This is a genomic window from Levilactobacillus sp., assembly GCF_022646225.1.
GTDB lineage: Bacteria > Bacillota > Bacilli > Lactobacillales > Lactobacillaceae > Levilactobacillus > Levilactobacillus suantsaiihabitans.
Map to the genome: position 1 here is coordinate 108,295 of NZ_JALCJA010000002.1, position 18,080 is coordinate 126,374.

15 protein-coding genes and 1 tRNA gene are annotated in these 18,080 nt (G+C 54.2%); 8 read left to right on the forward strand and 8 right to left on the reverse strand.

What is annotated here, in order from left to right:
* Nucleotides 1-184: 184 nt before the first annotated feature.
* A complete protein-coding gene (locus LKH74_RS03300) occupies nucleotides 185-1,117 on the reverse strand; it encodes a ketopantoate reductase family protein (RefSeq protein WP_287788143.1) in 933 nt (310 codons plus the stop codon).
* Between the two features lie 161 nt (nucleotides 1,118-1,278).
* On the opposite strand from LKH74_RS03300, the gene LKH74_RS03305 reads away from it, so the two are divergent.
* The 3 genes from LKH74_RS03305 to LKH74_RS03315 all read left to right on the forward strand — a co-directional run bounded on the left by LKH74_RS03305 (nucleotide 1,279) and on the right by LKH74_RS03315 (nucleotide 7,225).
* The gene (locus LKH74_RS03305) at nucleotides 1,279-3,261 is read left to right on the forward strand and encodes a S9 family peptidase (RefSeq protein WP_287788145.1); all 1,983 of its coding nucleotides are present in this window, start codon (nucleotides 1,279-1,281) and stop codon (nucleotides 3,259-3,261) included.
* Between the two features lie 631 nt (nucleotides 3,262-3,892).
* Nucleotides 3,893-5,503: a putative polysaccharide biosynthesis protein gene (locus LKH74_RS03310; RefSeq protein WP_287788146.1), complete on the forward strand. Its 1,611-nt coding sequence runs from the start codon at nucleotides 3,893-3,895 to the stop codon at nucleotides 5,501-5,503.
* Between the two features lie 369 nt (nucleotides 5,504-5,872).
* The gene (locus tag LKH74_RS03315; protein ID WP_287788148.1) at nucleotides 5,873-7,225 is read left to right on the forward strand and encodes a DUF5776 domain-containing protein; all 1,353 of its coding nucleotides are present in this window, start codon (nucleotides 5,873-5,875) and stop codon (nucleotides 7,223-7,225) included.
* A 657-nt stretch (nucleotides 7,226-7,882) separates the two neighbouring features.
* Here the strand turns inward: LKH74_RS03315 and LKH74_RS03320 are convergent.
* Nucleotides 7,883-8,356, reverse strand: coding sequence for a C40 family peptidase (locus LKH74_RS03320; RefSeq protein ID WP_125575497.1), 474 nt, complete (start codon nucleotides 8,354-8,356; stop codon nucleotides 7,883-7,885).
* A 157-nt stretch (nucleotides 8,357-8,513) separates the two neighbouring features.
* Nucleotides 8,514-9,470, reverse strand: a complete 957-nt coding sequence (locus LKH74_RS03325; protein ID WP_287788150.1) for a linear amide C-N hydrolase — start codon at nucleotides 9,468-9,470, stop codon at nucleotides 8,514-8,516.
* Between the two features lie 166 nt (nucleotides 9,471-9,636).
* Here LKH74_RS03325 and LKH74_RS03330 point away from each other — a divergent pair, with 166 nt between their 5' ends.
* Nucleotides 9,637-10,263, forward strand: a complete 627-nt coding sequence (locus LKH74_RS03330; RefSeq protein ID WP_135367147.1) for an LVIS_2131 family protein — start codon at nucleotides 9,637-9,639, stop codon at nucleotides 10,261-10,263.
* A gap of 558 nt (nucleotides 10,264-10,821) precedes the next feature.
* Here LKH74_RS03330 and LKH74_RS03335 read toward each other — a convergent pair.
* The 3 genes from LKH74_RS03335 to LKH74_RS03345 form a co-directional block, all read right to left on the reverse strand.
* The gene (locus LKH74_RS03335; protein ID WP_287788153.1) at nucleotides 10,822-11,376 is read right to left on the reverse strand and encodes a M15 family metallopeptidase; all 555 of its coding nucleotides are present in this window, start codon (nucleotides 11,374-11,376) and stop codon (nucleotides 10,822-10,824) included.
* A gap of 266 nt (nucleotides 11,377-11,642) precedes the next feature.
* Complete coding sequence (locus tag LKH74_RS03340) at nucleotides 11,643-12,290, reverse strand: NAD(P)H-hydrate epimerase (RefSeq protein ID WP_287788155.1); 648 nt, start codon at nucleotides 12,288-12,290, stop codon at nucleotides 11,643-11,645.
* Nucleotides 12,291-12,317: 27 nt separating this feature from the next.
* Complete coding sequence (locus LKH74_RS03345) at nucleotides 12,318-12,767, reverse strand: MarR family winged helix-turn-helix transcriptional regulator (RefSeq protein ID WP_135367144.1); 450 nt, start codon at nucleotides 12,765-12,767, stop codon at nucleotides 12,318-12,320.
* Between the two features lie 140 nt (nucleotides 12,768-12,907).
* Here LKH74_RS03345 and LKH74_RS03350 point away from each other — a divergent pair, with 140 nt between their 5' ends.
* Together LKH74_RS03350 and LKH74_RS03355 are read left to right on the forward strand one after the other, a co-directional pair.
* Nucleotides 12,908-13,234 (forward strand): hypothetical protein, encoded by a 327-nt coding sequence (locus LKH74_RS03350; protein WP_135367143.1) that lies wholly within the window; start codon nucleotides 12,908-12,910, stop codon nucleotides 13,232-13,234.
* A 51-nt stretch (nucleotides 13,235-13,285) separates the two neighbouring features.
* Nucleotides 13,286-13,357 (forward strand) — tRNA-Arg (locus LKH74_RS03355).
* Nucleotides 13,358-13,480: 123 nt separating this feature from the next.
* Here LKH74_RS03355 and LKH74_RS03360 read toward each other — a convergent pair.
* Nucleotides 13,481-15,208: a phosphatase PAP2 family protein gene (locus LKH74_RS03360; RefSeq protein ID WP_287788157.1), complete on the reverse strand. Its 1,728-nt coding sequence runs from the start codon at nucleotides 15,206-15,208 to the stop codon at nucleotides 13,481-13,483.
* Between the two features lie 287 nt (nucleotides 15,209-15,495).
* On the opposite strand from LKH74_RS03360, the gene LKH74_RS03365 reads away from it, so the two are divergent.
* A complete protein-coding gene (locus LKH74_RS03365) occupies nucleotides 15,496-15,768 on the forward strand; it encodes a HigA family addiction module antitoxin (RefSeq protein WP_287788158.1) in 273 nt (90 codons plus the stop codon).
* Nucleotides 15,769-15,959: 191 nt separating this feature from the next.
* Nucleotides 15,960-16,922 carry a helix-turn-helix transcriptional regulator gene (locus LKH74_RS03370; RefSeq protein ID WP_287788160.1) on the forward strand — a complete coding sequence of 321 codons (963 nt, stop codon included), beginning with the start codon at nucleotides 15,960-15,962 and terminating at the stop codon, nucleotides 16,920-16,922.
* A gap of 73 nt (nucleotides 16,923-16,995) precedes the next feature.
* On the opposite strand, the gene LKH74_RS03375 is transcribed toward LKH74_RS03370, so the two are convergent.
* Nucleotides 16,996-18,078, reverse strand: coding sequence for a family 20 glycosylhydrolase (locus tag LKH74_RS03375; protein WP_287788161.1), 1,083 nt, complete (start codon nucleotides 18,076-18,078; stop codon nucleotides 16,996-16,998).
* Between the last annotated feature and the right edge of the window lie 2 nt (nucleotides 18,079-18,080).

Genomic DNA, 18,080 nt, shown 5'->3' on the forward strand with positions numbered 1-18,080 from the left:
TAGCGGCACGCTTCATGGCGCTTAGGGAACTGACAACTTGAAGACGTGGTTCACCGGCTTCAAGTTGAGGTCCAAGACCGTCCTTTGGTTTGGACCGGCGCCCTCAGCGTTCCAACTCATCTCTAGCGAACGGTAAGGCGGCCAGCTCCCGCCACACGCCGGTAAGGATACCCACTAAAGTCGACTAAGAGATGCCCTTCAAGGCTTCTTGGGCGTGAATTTCCTGAGCCAGGATAGCGTTCGTCGGCGCGGGCACCTGGAGTTGGGCACCTAATTTGGCCACGTAGCCGTTTAGAAAATCAATTTCCGTCGGCCGTTGATGTGCCATGTCCTGGTGCATGGACGGGTAGTGACCGCCATTGGTCTCTGGTGAGAATTGCGCGGCAATCAGGTCGGTGACGTCTTGGGCGCTAAAGGCAATGCCCGCGGCCTGGGCGACGGCCTCAAATTCATTGAGGACGGCATCGTTGAGGGCCCGCCAGTTGGGTAGCGCGCCGAATTCACCGATGTTGCAGTCGAACAGGGTGCAGTAGGTGTTGAGCACGCTGTTGAGCCCCGCCTTTTTCCAAATGGCCGCCATCACGTTATCCGCCTGGCTGGCATTGAGCCCGGCAGCGTTTAGCGTGGTCAGTAAACCAGAGAAGTCGGCAAATTCCGTGGGCACTACGGCCTGTAGCGAGATGCTGCCAGTGCCCGTTACCTTGATGTGACCGGGGCCCGGCATGCCGGAGGACCAAACGGTAGTGCCGACCACGATCTGGCTCTTCGGCACGTGGCGTTCAATGGTTTCGACGTTACCAATCCCGTTGGCCAGCGTTAAGACCGCGGGGTGGTTGCCCAAGATGCCGCTGATGTCTTGCAACATCTGGTCCATCTGCATCGCTTTGGTAAAGAGGATGACCAGGTCAAACTCCCCGGTCACCGCCTGTGGGGCCACCGCTGTTAGATGGTAAATGTGATCGGTACCATCATCGGTCGTGACCGTCAGACCCTGTTGATTGATGGCCGCCACGTGGGCCGCCCAGTTGTCGATCAACGTGACTTGGTTCCCGGCTGACTGGAGCTTCACGCCAAAGCGACATCCCATGGCGCCAGCACCTGCAATCGCAATTTTCATGTTCCATTCACTCCTTTAATCGTCGTTAAGTTCAGTGTATCAGTTTTTATGAGAGGTGTGGCAAAAAGAGCAATTGACATTGGCGGAGCACTGGATTAAGATGTAAAACAATTATTTGATGAGAAAATAATGAGAAAATAACTTACATAGGAGTGATGCGTATGGCAAAGGGTGTTAGTGCACAGGATCTATTCAAGTTAAAATCGGTGACGCAGCCGTTAGCAGCGGGGCGTCAGGTCGTTTTCGTGGAAAATGGCATCGATGAAGCCGCCAACGATTATCGTGCCCAGCTCAAGCGACTGGACGCGGCCGGCTATGTCCAAACGGTCGCGGTCAACGGTAAATTGAACGTCCAACCCGCCGTCGCCGGCGACCAGCTCTTTTACGCCGCCACGGTCGGTGACGCCAAGGCGCAGTTGTTCCAGGTCAACGTGACGGGTGGCGAGCCTAAATTGGTGACCACGACCAGTCCCGATGAGGCCGTGAACACGGTGATTGCCGCCGCGGACGGCCGGAGCGTGTTCTTCAAGACGACGGCCACGGCGGAGCATCCCAAGTTGCCCAGCCCGCAGAAATTTCCGCAGACCCGCCACGTTGACCGACTGATCAACAAGGCCGATGGCTACGGCTGGTTGCCATTAGACGTCACGTATCGCTTGCGGCGCTACCAACCGGCGACTGGGGTGGTAGACGAGCTGTTCCAGCAGGGCAACGATTTCAGTTTGACCTCGGTCAGCGACGATGGCCAGGCCGTCACCATTTTACAAGACGACCAACCGGATAACGATCGTGACTTTGCCCACGGCGCCTACCGCTTTGACGTGGTGACCCGCCAACTGACCGATCTCACGGCCAGCTTTGCCCACGGCCATTTTGACGACGCCACGCTGTCACCGGACGGCCAACAGGTCGCGCTGATCGGCGATGATGGGGCGTTTGGCCGCCACACTGTGGCCAATTTATATCTGGTCGACCAGGCGGGCCAACACGTGACTAATTTGACGGCCGACCTGCAGGCAGACCTGTCGCCGGAATTTGCCGGGGATTTCGTCCAGCAGGCCGGTGGCAAATTGGTGCGCTGGTTGAGCGCCGACCAGGTCGTCTTTGCGGCGTGCTTTCACGCCCACAGCCAACTCTACGTGGGGAATTCCCAGGGCGTCAAATTGGTGGATGACACGGCGCGACAAATCGTGGATTTCACGGTTGTCGATGCCCAGACGGTGGTGCTGGCCGTTTCCTATCAGGATCAGCCGAGCGCCTTGGTACGCTTGGACTTGACGAGCGGCCAAGAGACCGCGCTGTACGACCCCAACGCCGCTTACGAAGATACTCATGAGTTCGCTCATCCGCAGCGCTTCGACTTTCAGGCCGCCGACGGTCAAGCGCTAGAAGGCTGGTATTTACCGGCCCAAACGACGGCTGCTAAACAACCCGTGTTGCTGTACGTACACGGCGGTCCCCATGCCAATTATGGCGAAACATTCTTCTATGAATTCCAGGTCCACGCCAGCCGCGGCTTTGGCGTCGTCTTCTTCAATCCACGCGGGTCAACCAGTTACGGTCAAGATTTCGAAAGCCACGTCAACGGCCATTACGGCGAAGACGACTACACGGACGTCATGACCGGTCTAGATACCGCGTTGGCAAAATTCCCGCAGTTAGACGCCGACCGGCAGTACATCGCTGGCGGTTCCTATGGCGGCTTCATGACGACCTGGGCAGTTGGCCACACGCACCGCTTCGCAGCGGCCGTGGCCCAACGCGCTGTGACCAACTGGATCAGCCTGTTTGGGACCAGTGACATTGGCTTTTACTTCAACCCTGAGGAACTAGCCACCGACCTGTTTGACGAGGGTGGCGCGGCGGCCTACTGGCAAGCGTCGCCACTGGCCTATGCACCCCAGGTGACCACACCGATTCGCCTGCTACACGGTGAGTGGGACATGCGTTGTCCCATCAGCCAGTCCGAAGAATTCTTCACCGCGGTCAAACGCGCGGGCGTCGACGCCGACTTGGTCCGCTACCCGCAAAGCTTCCACGGCATCTCCCGCGGCGGCTTACCGAGCTTACGCATTCAACGACTGGACGACATGACGGCCTGGTTCACGGCCCATCCGACGGTGACTAACAACGACCAGGCATAAATGACGGTAGTGATTGTCAGGGAGGGCGGTCGCTTCACTAACGTTGTGTTGAAGTGATTTGCCCCAGTGGTGATGACTGGTCAGGAGTATTCACAAATAAATTGAAAATTTGGAGTCCAGGACGCAACGGTCTGGGCTCCTTTTTCTTGCGCATTTTTGAGTGGTATCGTTCAATGAAGAGATAGTGGTCACTGTTTGGCACGGATAGCAGGTAGGTTGTCAGCAGAGGGGTGGCTGCTAGTCGGCCGGGATGACTGGCCTAGGCATGACGGTTGCTGCGGACAACCACAAACCGTAGCCGAGAGCGGAGCGAAATCCAGGTTCAGCCGGGGAATTTGCCAGTGGGGTTTGCTGGCAAATTGGTGTCTTTGAGACGTGGGTTTCGGCTCAAAGCAAGCCACGAGACCGCCCCATCAGGCTCGGGGCGGTCCTCCCCCAGCGTTCCGACCTGGATTTCGCGCAACGGCAGGCGGCAGTAAAACCAATCATCGCCCGCCAACCGCCAGGCGTTTGCCAGGTATCCGGAAAATTCACCGCTGTTCCGGCATTGGTTATGTACAGCGCCAGGTGAGAAGTGTATCCTGACTAGTGGTGCTTGACGCATTAGACTAGAAGAGTGAGAGCAAGTTTTATGGATAAAAAAATAATTTCAGGATCGTTTTGGCTCTCATTTGGGAGCATTTTTTCACGGGTCTTAGGGGTGGTTTACCTGATTCCGTGGTTGGCGATGATTGGGTCGCCGCAACATCAAACCGTGGCGCAGGCGCTGTTTAACACGGCGTATACGCCCTATGCCTTGTTCATTGCGCTGGGGACGGCGGGTTTTCCGTCCGCGATTGCCCGACGTGTGGCGTTCTTTAATGGGGAAGATAGTTTTCAAAATTCGAAACACATTGCCGTGGCCGGATTTGGGTTCATGGTCGCGTCCGGGGTCATCTGTGGCGCGCTGCTGTACGGGTTAGCGCCCGTGCTTGCCGCCAACAGTCCCGTGAGTTCGGTGGCCAATGCGACCACGGCGATTCGTTGCCTGGTGCCGGCCATTGTCATTTTGCCATCGATGAGCATCTTGCGGGGCTGGTTCCAGGGCAACGGGGACTTGAAGCCGTTTGGCATTTCGCAGTTGTGGGAACAGTTCATTCGCATCCTGGTGATTTTGGGCGGGACCTACCTGTTGATCGAGGTCTGGCATCAAAGTTACGTGCAGGCCGTCTTCATCAGTGTGGCCGCGGCCTTCGTCGGGGCGGTCGGCAGTTATTTGTACCTGCTGGGGCACCTCTGGCGACAACGCGGCACATACCGCCAGTTAGCGGCCAAAAGCCAAGCGGGCAAACAACACGCTGCGGGACAGTTGCTCAAGATGATTGGTTACGAGTCGATTCCGTTTGTCATCGTGGGGTCGGGGATTACCCTGAGTCAATTAGTGGATCAGTTGTTCTTTAAGCAAATTATGCAGGGGATGCTGCACCAGACGGCGGCCATGACCCAATATGTCTTCACGATTTTCTCCGCCAATCCCAACAAGATTACGACGGTCATCGTGTCATTGGCCATGGCGGTGGCGGAAACATCGCTGCCGCTGTTGGCAGGAAAATTGGCCGATATTCAACGCAACCGGCCGCAGATCAGCGCCTTGTTGACGAATAATTTTCAGCTGCTCACGTTCGTGTTGTTGCCGCTGGTCATCTTGGTCAGCGTCTTTGCCTACCCCACCTATGGCATCTTCTTTAACTTCGACGGGGCCGGCGCGACTTACCTGGTAGCCAACGTCTGGCAAAGCCTGGTACTCGGTCTGGCGCTGGACCTGTTGACGGTGCTCCAGGCGCTACGGATGAGCAAAAAGGCCACGACCTACCTGTTGACGGGGTTGGGCATTAAAATTGTGCTGCAACTGCCGTTCGTCTACGCGTTCCAAGGATACGGAGCGCTGCTGACGACCGGGATCGCCTTTGGTTGGATCACGTTGGTCAGCTGGCGGCTGATTCGGCGGAGTTATGCGGTCCGGCTGAGCGCAATTGGGCCTATCGCGCGGTTGAATCTAATCTTTGCTGTGGTGGCCACGGTGCTGGTCGACGGCTGTCAATGGGCGTTCGGCCACCTGTTCTTCACCAGCAAGCTTCTTGCCATGGGCTACGTGGGCGTGTTGGGCCTGGTGACGCTGGGCATCTACATTCTCCTGGCCAACCGGCTGGGCGTCGCACGATTGATTTTCAAACGACCGATCAAGCTGGCTTTGCGCCGGTAGGATGATTTTGATGAGTGAAATAACGGTTCGAATTTGGCTTAGCCGGATTTGAGCCGTTTTTTATTTTGTGAATATCGTTAGAGGTGTAAACGATAAATGCAAGCTGAACGACATTCATAAAAACAAGAAATTTGGGACCGAATTGTCAGATTGACGATTAATTTCAACTTTTATTTTGTCATTCTTGAAAAGAGAGTATTTAATCGAAAATGTTGATACGACGGCGTTTGAACGAGACCATACAGATTAAAAATCGTTATTTTGACTAACAATACCATCAATAAATTCTGGACAACATAAAAAATTCAGTAACAAAACTAACAAATTAATTATTTGAGCGTTATACTGTAAGTGTGAGGGGTGATTAAGATGTTAAATAAAAGAATGTTACAACGTATTTTGGTCGGCCTTGGTATCCTGTTGGTGTCATTAGCCTTGGGGATATTTGCTGGCAACCAGCAGACTGCACGTGCGGATATACATCACACTGATAATATTAATATGCCGCTGGAGTTTGTGGCACCAGATGGCACAACTCAGGAAGCGGTTACATTGACGCATAATAATATTTCAGTCGATGATGCCAATAAGACGACGGTGAAGGACTTCATCGACACGGCGGGGTTAAATCCGGCTCTGGCTAAGGGCCATACGATACTTGATATGTACAATATTCTTTTTGAGTACGCTGACCAGCCGGCGCTGAAGACCCAAGCTGTTAAGGAAATGCAAGCGGTCTTTGCGGATATGGACCAGGCAACTGCAGAGAGCATGGTTGATCAGGGAATTGCGTCCATTAAATCCTTTAGTGGGTTAGTCTTTGATACGGACCGCATCACCCAAGAGGAAAACGAAACGCTCTCTTTGGACCTAGACCATCCGTACACGCAGGGCGCTGATATAACGAGTTACCATACCCAGCAACCCTTTAAAATCTATTTGAAGAAACGCGTAGCGACCACGATCACCACACCTGCCATTACCACGCCTTCTGTCGTCGACCAGTCCAGCCTGACTGCCGATGACACCGCGACCGTAACGGTTGGTGACCCGGTCAATGCAGCGACCTTTAATGCGCATGCGACGACTAGCGACGGCCAGAACAGTCCGGTGACGGTCGATACCGGGAAGGCCGATTTGCAGCAGCCGGGGACTTACACCCTCACCCTCAAGGCGGCCAACGGCAAGACCAAGTCAGTCACCCTGACGGTCCAAGCGGCACCGATTCTGACCGGTGCGGCCGCGGCCACAATCGCCCCCAAGCGCTCCGCCGTCTACGCGCTGAAAACGTTGTACCTGTACCAGCAACCAACCTTTAAGAAGCGCCAACGCATCGTGAAATACCGCAAGACGAAGCGGACCCAACGCCCGATGTTTGTGGTCACCGGCTACGCCAAGTCCAAGGCGGGCTTGCGGCGCTACCGGGTCAAAGACGTCAATCACCACAGCAAGACGGCCGGCAAGACCGGGTACATCACGGCTAGAGCAGCTTTTGTCACCCCAGTTTACTATCACCAAACAGCGAAAAAAATCAAAGTGATCAACCCCTCCGGCGTGAACGTTTACCGGAATCTGAAATTAACGAAGCAAGTGAAACACGTTAAGCACGGCCAGACGTTGAAAGTGACGGCCATCAAGCAATACCATTTGACGACCCGCTTCACGTTAAGCAATGGCCAGTACGTTACGGCCAATAAGAAGTTGGTCATGCGCGTGAAATAAAAAGAACACCAAACAGCGACGCAGAATCGACCTGATTGTCGAACCGGCGTCGCTGTTTTTGTGTCTAATCAGTTCTAAGCTAAGGGTTGGAGACAGAGATAACGCGTTGGCTTTTGAAATGGCAGGGCGTTGGTTACTAAGGTTAGTTAAGCCTGGGTGCGTTTCAGCCCATATTGGGCGTGACAGTGGGCGGCCAGTAAAGTCCCATCGTTTGTCGAATAGGGGGGGTAGCCTCGAGGCAGTATTTGACGTCGTGTTAGTGGTGATTGGTTTAGGACGTAGTGACTGTGAATTTTTGGTTTAATCTTGACTAACACAATTATCTTGATAATCACGAATTTACCGGAGGCAGCTAGGGTGGAGCTGGCTGTGTCGACCCAGTTAGCTGGCGTCTTTTGCCAGGTTACTGGGTGGGACGACTTGAGAGACTGGCGAACTTAGCCAGGCTTTCAAGCGAACCGGAAGACCGCTCTTCAGGCTGGAGGTGTTCCCCAGAGCAGGCGGAACCCTAGCTGACGTAGGGGCCTGGGTTGCCAATTTTAAGAGTGAGAACACTGTTTTTCAAGGCTTTTTTAAACCAAAAATCCCCCGTCGCGACCAACGACGGGGGAGACAGTTATTTCATTTATGAAGTGTGGAACTGTGGGTGAGACTTAATTATTCAACGTTACCTACGCGGGCGTAACCCACTGCGTGCCACCATGGGGCGTGAACGGCTTCCGTCACAACGCCACGGTTTTGAGAATCGATCATCCGACCGTTACCAACGTACAGCCCAACGTGAGAGATAGACCGCTTGGAACCACCGAAGAAGACCAAATCACCCTTCTTGATGTTCTTGTAGCTAACGTGCTTGTACTTGTTGTATTGTGCTTGAGCGGTCCGGGGAATCTTCTTGGAAGCACCCTTCTTGTAGACGTAGCTGGTAAAACCAGAGCAGTCGAAGCGGGAAGGACCAGTTGCGCCCCAACCGTAAGGCTTCCCTAATTGGGCCTTGGCAACCTTGTGGATCTTGTCGTAAGACATGGTAGCGGCACTGGCATCAGTTGGTTGCGTGATGGCAAAGCCGGCAATGGCAAAGGCCACAGTGGCCATCAAAGTTAAAATAATATCAGTCAACGTCTTCTTCATAAATGTAAACAAACTCCCTTTTTTCAAATAGTTTTTAGTAGTGATGATTTCGTCTTGCGTTTCAACATGACTAATACTATCAGGGAGTTGTTACAGAAATGTCTCAAAGAAATATCAATCGGATTAAAGGTAACTTTAAGCTTTGCAACATTTGACCTCAGTCAGCAGGATAGGCGTGCGGAAAATGCCGGTGGGCCGCCATTTCAGGGGTCAAGGTGATTTGTTGCAAGTGGTGGGTCGTGCGCGGAATGAAGTGGTAGGTGAGGCGGTCTAAATCAATCACGCCGCGATAATGGGTGTAATTGTGGTTGCCTTCATGCCGCCGCGTCGGGTCGTAGGGCAGCTGGACCTCCGCTAACCAGCGAAAAAGTTGGGTCACGGCCGCATCGCTGGTCGGTGCCAGTGGGGTGCCCCAGCGCCGCACCGCCGTGTGGACGAAGCGACGGGTGGGGACGGGACCGGCCGGCAGTGAAGCGCCACTGGCGATGTAGGCTTGAGCGGCACGCTGCGTGGCGGCGGTAAAGGTGGCGCCGGGAACCTGGAGGAAATCGTTGAGGTTTTGCAGGTGGGCGGCTAAGACTGGCGTGTTGGTCAAGACCCCCGCGGCGTTGACCTGGGCCGTCAGGGGGCCGCCGGTGGGTTCGATCACGAGCGTTTGTCCCTGCCGGTCACTTAAAATCCAGTGGAAGGGGTAGACGTAGCGGTCAGCCCCCCATTTGCGGCCTACCAAGGTAACGCGAGGCAGGTCGGCCACGACTTCAGCGAGGGTGGCGTGTTCACCCAGAACCCAGTTGATGAAGTCTTGCGGGGTCAAGTTGACGCGGCCGGCTACCGGGTCATCGACGTAATCCACGGCGCCGGGCAAATAGAGTTCGGCACACGTGATACCGGTTTCATTTACGCCGTCAGCCATGAGGTAGGCGCTGAAATCACTGGCGATCCGACCACCGCCCAGCAGTGCGTATTGTGTCGTCCGCGAATCCCCCAGTGCCGTGCGCCAGCGGTAATGACGCGGCAGAAAGACGGGGCGCCAGGGCGTGGTCGTCGGAAAATCCATCGTCCGGGCAAAAAAGTGGTGGCCTGATGCGGCCGTATAGGTTAGACTAGTACACACGAGGGTTTCCTCCTTTGAAAACTAAAATGGGGTAATTAACGTTGCAGAATATCCATTTAAGTATACCATTATGGTGGGAACCGGTTCAGTGGGTCCGTCCCGGTGAATCATCAGCGAAAATAAGTACCATAATTAAGAGAATTATTTTTGGAAGGGAACTGGGAAAATGAAATCGACATGGAACTTGGTCGGGATGGCACTTTGGTTGCTGGTCCTGGTAACGCTGGTCTGGATGGTCCACGACATGCGCGTGCGCCGCATCCGATTGATCGTGAAAGAACACCACAGTTTTTCGTGGCGGAACTTGACCATTTCAACGATTGAGCTAGTGGTTTGGCTGTTATTCTTCGGGGGCATGAGCTACACGACGTTCTTCCAAAACGTCAACCAGCTAGGCGACCGGGTCACCCAAACGACGCGCTACGAGCCGTTGGTCATCAATACCGGCGATGGCAACGGGTCGGCGTACTACGTGACCGTCAACAACAGCACGGGCAAGAAGCCGGTTCAGACCTATACATACCTGACCGAAGGGGAAAAATACCAGGTCAGCAGTACGGACGCCACGGTATCGGCGGGTAAGAAGGCCATCAACTTGCCGGCGTCGGCCTACAAGTGGGACACCAAGAAGGTCGCCAAGTACGATCAACGCCACCAACGCGCTTGGGTCGGCGTCATCGAAACGACCTACAAGAAGTCGTTCGTCAACGGCATCGGCCTGCACGCCGGCCGCTTGGCCAACCGTTTCACGCTGATTCGCATTCCGGATCACTCATTCATGCAAAACAACTAAAAAATCGCCTGGTACGCACAAACTGATTGCGCACCAGGCGATTTTTGGTTGTCAGAAATGGTATAAACCAGGGCCTCCGTCAGCGGCATCGGCGTTCCGCCTGCTATGGGGAACGCCTCCAGCCTGAGGGGCGGTCTTCCGGCTCGCTTGGCAGCCCCGCCAAAGTCGCGGGTCTCCCAAGTCGTCCCACCCAGTAACCTGGCTAAGAACGCCAGCTAACTGGGCCGACACAGCTGGCTCCGCGCCCATCCCGCTGCCTCCGGCGAGGGTAGTTCATGCAGACAACCGTGCGTTTAGGGTGTGACCAGTAACTTCAAAGACTGCTGTCTGGGCTAATTGGATGACTTTGATGAGCACCACCGTAGTTGGCGTTCACTAGAGATGAGTTCAGCCATAGAAATTTCATTAGCGGCGCGACTCATGGCGCTTAGGGGACCGTCAAGTTGAAGACGTGAATTATCGGTTCCAACTTGTCAGTCTCAGATTGTCCTTTGGCTTGGACCGACGCCCTTAGCATTCCAAATTATTTCTGACGAATGGTCAGGCGCCAATCCCAGACTAGAAGTCGTTGGGGTCCGCGGCGGCGGGGGCGTAATCGTCCATCTGGGTGTCACGGTAATCCCACCATTCGTTCTCGTAGCCGAAGAAGCCGGCCGCCTCCATAGCCTGGTTCAGGATCTGGTAGTGCTTCTCCTGGATGGCCGTGCGGGGGTGGTCGCGGTGAGCGGCGGTCGTGAAGTCGTCAAACGGCGTCTGCATTTCCAGTTCGTTGCCGTCGCTGTCGCACAGGGTCACGTCAAAGGTCACGCCTTTTTGGTGAGAAAAATTGGGGTTGGGTTTGGCCACGAACGACGGATCCGGGTAGACTTCGTAGAGTTTTTCTTGGGCGGGTACGGGACGATAGGCGTCCCACACCTTGAGCCGGTAGCCTTGTTCGCGCAACAAGGCGCTGGCTTGGGCGAGTTTTTTCGCCGTGCCAGTCCGCGCGATGGCGGTCGTGAAATCATAGATCACGTGATGGGTAAAGTTGTCAGTGGTGGCATAGCGCAGGTCGACTAAGATGCTGGGGTCCAGCGCTTGAACGTTGGTAAAGCCAGTTTCGAGTTGTGACATGGGGCACCTCCGAAGTGTATTGCACAATCGGCTAAAAAGCGCGATTGCACCTTACTTCTAGTATACCGGGTTTGTTTTAGGAAAGCTTGTGAAGTGCCTCGGCAAAGTGCGGGTCAAATTTGTCCCAGAAAAAACGACCAGCCGCGCTAGGCGGTCAGTCGTTAGTCGGGAAACACGAAAGTCACTCAGCTCTCGCAAATCCCATTTTACTCGTATCATGGTCTTTCTCTAAGTTAATTCTCGCGGTTGGTTAGGCGACCGTCCAATCACCGTGCGTGTTCCAGCCGGTCTTGGGCGTAAATGCCGATGTCGGCCACGTGAACGGTGCCGGCGTGTTGCTTGCCCACCGTCGTTAAGAGGCCAATCTTGTTGTAGGCCATGGTCGTGGTGGAGTCCGCCATCACGGCGACCCCGAGCACGTCGCCGGTGTCCGCATTGATGCCAGAAGGTACGTCGATGGCGACGGTCTTGGCATCGGCCGCGTTAATGGCATTGATGGCGTCCGCAAATTTGCCGGTGACCGCTCGCGACAGGCCCACGCCGAAGATGGCGTCGACAATCACGGTCGCGTTGACGATGTGGTTGAGGTCGCTGGTGATGGGAATGTTGTAGTAGTTGGCAATCTTGAGCTGTTGCGTCGTTTGCGGCGTGGCTTTGGCCGGATCACCCAGCAGATAAATTTCAACGTCGATGCCGCGAATCTTCAGAAGCCGCGCGACCGCAATTCCGTCGCCACCATTGTTCCCGGTTGCGGCGACGACCACCACGCGGGTCAGGTCGAAATCATCATTTAAAATGTTGTTGAAGGTGGCCAGTGCCGCCCGTTCCATGAGCACCAACGCCGGGATGCCAATCACGTCAATCGTGTGGGCGTCGTAGCGTTGGGCTTCGGCAATCGTAATGGCTTTACTCATACAAATCCCTCCTCGTGAAAAATCGGGCTAGTGACTCTCCGTTTGGTCACGCAAAACGCGTGAGGACAGCAGCTGCAGTTGCGCGGTAATACCGGCGTAGTCGAAGTCGGCATCGGTGGGCGTGACCTGTTGCCACCAGTCGTGTAACACGGTAATGGCCTGTTTCACCAGCGCTTGACCATCGGTAGTGAGCGTCAGTCGGCGATTGCGCCGGTCATCCGGGTCCGTTTCCTTTTGTAACAGTTTCAGGTCGACCAGGTGATGCACCATGCGGGCCATTAAGCCCTCGTCGACCGCCATGGTCCAAGCGGCCTTGCGTTGATTGAGTTGGCTGGTTTCGGAGACCAGCACTAGCAGGTAAAATTCTGTGATGTTGATGGGCATTTCGTCGGCTTCCAGAATTTGGTTCATTGCCCGCTGAAATTGCCGGTGGAGGATGGCCAAATTCGTGGTAAAGTCCAGTATCGAGTCTTCCATGAGTCGCCCCACCTCCTAAAGTCATAGTCGTTTACATACCCCTAGTTTACACCAGATTTGTGAGAAGGATAACGCTTTGCCTCTATTCTTTGCCGGAACGTGCTAGAATAGCAATAAAACTAATTATGGGAGGTACCATGATGTTTATTCAAGTACCAACAGATATGGATGAGGTACAGCTGCGCCAGTTACAGTTAAAGCAACACGGTGAAGACGTGACGGAGGACGCCATCATTCGCCAGGCCGTGCTGGACATTTTCCAAAATGTCTTGGACCAAATCGAAGACGGCCACTACGATACGGCGACCTGGGCGGGGGAACAGCTGACGGTCACCGACATCAACGGCGAACAAACTGCCACGGTAGCGCCTCAGGGCGACACGTTTATCGCCGATTTCCGGCAAAATGCGGACGCCACGGAAGATTATTTGGAGCAACAGGCCATCAAGGCATCGGGTGCACGGTAAGTGAAATTATTTGGTCATCGAACTAATATTGCGCTAAAATAAAGGCGTTGGGCGCCCTTAGTGTAATGGATAGCACATGAGATTTCGGTCCTCATGATCCGAGTTCGACTCTCGGGGGGCGCATAAATTGGATAGTGTTGGGGATGAGGTGCCGGTTGATGGGCACCTTTTCTTTTGGGATGAAAGATAGTCAAAAAATCCAGCGGCGCACCGAATTAAGGTGGCCGCTGGATTTTTGAGTTGAACCTATTTTACTAGTTTGACCGCATGCGTCGTGTAGACCACGTGCCAGCCCGTTGGTAAGCCGGTGACGTGGGTGAACTTTCCTTGATGATGCCGGAAAGTCAGTAGTTTAGCACCATTCTTCAGTTGGCCACCAGTTAGCTTTAATGTGCCGGCTAATTTGGCCGTCTTCTTAATGGTTAAGTGGGCATTCTTGGCCAGGGTCAATTGACCGCTCTTAGCCTGTTGGTAGCGGCCCTTGACGGTGACTTTTTGCGCGCACAACTGGAGCTGACCGCGATTGATCTGAACGTTGCCCTTACCAGCGGCCGTTGCCGAGGCCAATTGCAGGGTTCCCCCCGTGACGGTCGCGCCACCAGCGTAAGTGTTGTCGCCGCTCAATTGGAGTGCGCCACTACCGGCTTTGATCAAAGCCCCTTTACCGGAGATATCGTTACGCCAATTGTCTTGGGCATTGAAGCCACCCTTGGCAGCGTTCATCTTGACCGTTACGGCATCGTTGAATTTCCCATAACCACTGGCGGCGGAGAAAAGGTCTAAGCGGCCCCAACCTTCGGCGTCATCCATCAACGGATAGCCAGAAGGCATTCCCGTCGTAAAGAGAACATCACGACGTTGCGTGTCAGTCAGGTAAGGCAGTCGGGTAGCCAGCAAGGCTTCGGCCCCCTTGGGTACGTGCATATCAACGTTAGGGTTGCCGATTTGCTTGAAGCCGTAAGTCATGCGGTAACGGTAGTCTTCCCGGTTCTTTTGGTAATCGGCAAAGTCATCGTGGGCCGCTGAATCCTTGCTCCCTAGTAAGGCGTCGGAATGCGCGGCATCGTAGGCTTGCTTCATCATTTGTTGGTTGCTGGGGTTATTCAAGGCCGAGGCAACGACGGCGGTACCGGCCATTCGTCCGCCCATGACGGCAAGCGGGGAGTGGCGGCCGGCAATGACGCGGTCGAGGCCGATTTCCGAGGAACGTGTGAGGAGTTCTTGGAATCTTTCAGGGAAGGCGTAGGCTAGCGACAGGCCGTCCTCGAAGCCGGTGGTGGTGTGGCCGCTGGCAAAGTCAAAATCAGTGGCGGGTGCTGCGGCCATAATCTTTGACAGGGCGGGCAACGGTTTAACCTCGTTGCTCCAACGATAAGGCCGTTTGTAGCGAACGATACTCTTGACGATCCCGGTGTTGGAGTAGGCCGTGTAGGAGTTGTGGTTCATGAAAGCCACAATGGGGCCTAGCTTTGAGTATTCATCGGCCCAATTAACGTGGGCGTGCTTTTGGTTGACCGGTTCGGGTGTACTGGGCATGGTGTGGTAAGGCGTTTGGGCGCTTGCGTTTTTGATGAATGCGGGTGCATAGGGACCGAGGGCGTTGATAACGCTGTATCGGAGGTCACGACGGTCGGTTAAGTAGGAACGTTCTTCTTCTGCTGGGGTCCGTGTTTGCGTGATTTGGGCTGACTTGTCAATGTTTTCTTTCATTAACGCTTTGTTCAGATTTTTGCCATCGGCATAGTAGTTGGAAAATTCGGCGAGCATGCCAATCATGGGATTGTTGGCCGCCGTCTTGTAGGTCGAGACGTTTTGTTTATATGTATCCATAAAGTAGCCGTAGATTGCCCGTTGCGGCGCTAATTGTGCGGCCGTGCTGGCGTGGGCCACGTTGGTTGCCAGGGGGAGGGTGACGGCGACCAGTGAGATAATGGCCGCGGCACGTTTGGTCCAAGGACGTTGTCTGATTTTCATGGAAATTTTCCGCCTTTCACATTGAGAGGTATGATTTTCATTTCGTGTTGCAGATACCATCATACCTGACTTGCGGCGTGATATGGGCGGCTTAACCAAACCTGTACGTGAACGATACAAAATCGATACATACCGTTAAATATATTTATAACTGATTATTGTTGGATTAATAACAGGTGATATTCATTAAATTTCAAATAGTTTTAGGAAGTTCTTAGATGCTGGCGTATACTGATGGCATGGGAACAGAATGACGAAGTGCGAGATTGCGGAGGTCAGTGATCATTATGAGTAATACAATTGAATGCAAGGACCTGATTGCTTTTCACCCCGGAGCCTACGTGGAAGAAATTATTGATGCGTTAAATTTTACGCAATCGGAATTTGCCGAGCAACTTGGTGTTTCAGGTGAATTGATCAGTAGAATTATTGCTGGTCGAAACGGCATCAATACTTTAACTGCGGGAAAACTCGCAAAAGTAACGGGTGTTTCTAGGGAAACGTGGCTTAATCTACAAGCACAGTATGATGCCGAGATAGTTAAACTTCGGAATATTTAAGCGAATAGGTTTGACGCGACGCCAGTAACTCACTGGCGTCGTTTTTTATTTTAATGACGAAAAAACGCTGACAAATTTTTCCGAGCGACAAATGGTGACACCCCCACACGGTATACTGAATTTATTCAAGCGGAAATGGCAGTTACGAGCTGACAGCCGGGCCGTTTCGGCAACAATTTAGGAGGGTGACGATGAAGAGTCAAGAGCGTGTGATCAATATCTTACTTAAACTAATCAATGGTGAAAAAATTACGATTGATGCGGCCACCACGGACCATTACCAGGTCACGGAACGGACGCTACAACGCGACATCAAGGTGATTCGCGACGCAGTCAATGTAGGCGAGGCGGACTACCAGATGCAGCACGATACCACAACCGGTAGCTATCATTTGGCCAAGGGCAGTACGCTGGCGACCGAAGAAGTCCTGGCGCTGCTCAAGATGGTGATTGGCACGCGCTCGTTGACGACAACGGAGCTGCTGCGGGTCAAGGACCATTTGGTGGCACTGGTCACGGCCGACGATCAGCCGTTGGTGGAAAAACTGATCGATCAGACCTTGAAGGACTACACGCCGTTGTTTTCCAACGGTGACCGCGAAATCTTGCCACGGTTGCGGAGTTTTTCCAAATGGATCGCGCACCAAACACCGATTGCCTTCAGTTACCGCAGTAGCGTGCCCAATCGGCAGGGCGAAACGATTGCCCAGTCCGGCGCCGGGATTCCGTTGAGCGTGTACTTTGCTGATTTCTACTTTTACGTGGTGATGTATCTGCCGGACCGCGACAAGAGCCTGAACTATCGCTTGGATCGCTTTGAGGAGGCCCACGTGGCCCAGGATAGCGGCATGACAGCGCCGAATGCCCAACGGTTGGCGGCCGGTTCCTTGACGCACTTGCTGACCGGGACGACGGATACGCCGTACGAATTCCGGTACTGGGGCTACCCGCAAACGGCGCTGGATCAGCTGCCTAACGCGCGCATCACCAGCTGGGAAGATGACGGTAGCGTCATCATCAAGGGCGACCATCTGGCTTCACGGGGAACCTTGTTGTGGGTCATGAGCCAGGGCGCCCAGATTCAGGTCAAGGCGCCCCAGAAGCTGGCCTTGGCGGTGAAACGCGAGCTGGCGAAGGCGTTGCGGTATTATTAAACTAAAAATGGCACCGGCCAACCGCCAGTGTCATCAAGAAACGTTAGGGACTGAACACAATGTTCGGTCTCTTTTATTTAGGGACAGTAAGTTTATGGATAAAGTCAACGATCGCGCTAGTCTGAACGCCCTGGGCGTCGTGGCCCCAGAGGCTGACCAACGTGCCGGTCGTGGTGACGCGGGGTTCGTAGGTCCGGTCCTGGTTTTGGCCGGCGGCGTTGATTTCATTGAAAAAGTACGGGCGGTACGCATCACGCAGGTAGTCGATGAAGTACTGGTCGTTGGCCGCGTTGCCGATGAACTGCAGTTGGTAATAAGTCGCGTAGCTGTTGGCATTGACGATGGTCCGTTTGGCATTCAGAAGGTCGCTCACGGAAACGCGCTTGGTGCGGCGATTGGTGAGCGCCTTGGTCGTGGCGCGGTTGCCAGATTGCGACCAATAGTTGACCACGATGTTGCGGTTGAGCTTTTTGAGCTGGCTTTTGAGCAGCGAGTCGTTCCAGATGATGGTCGTGTAGCCGCGTTTATTCTGAAATTGATTGAGTTGATTGATAAATGTGGTCAGCTGCCGATACATGTTGTCCGTACCCGGTACTTCGTCGGCACCTAGCAACAGGGCCCGTTGGGGTTGATTTTTAAAACTGGTGTCGAGTTCCTGATAGAGCTTTTTGACCAGCGTGACGGTGGCCTTGTGGGTGTAGTCCAAGGATTGACTGTCGAGCTTGACGCGGCGGTAGATCTTGGGATGGGCCTTCTTCAGTTGCCGCAATAACGCCCCGGTGTGGGCGGGCACGTCTAGCGCCGGAATCAACTGAACGTGACGTGCGCTGGCGAATTTCACCAAGCGCTTGAGGGCCGCGGGCGACAGGACGGTTTTAGTCGCCTTATTTTTGAGGTATTTGGATTGAAAACTCAGGTGCTCGTTGTCGCTCAGGTGTAAAACGACGTAATGGAATTTTTGATCCGCCGCGGCCTGAATGACCCGCTGGAGGTCCGGTTCTGACAGCGGATGGCGCCCAAGGTCGATCAACAGCCCCTGCCGGTTGGCAAAGGCACTGGGATTAGCGGCAGCCTGGGCTTGCGTCGGTCGAGCGAAGACCAACAGAACGCTGAGCACCGCCACCAGCCAGATTCCGAAACGTAATTTGTTGTGCATGG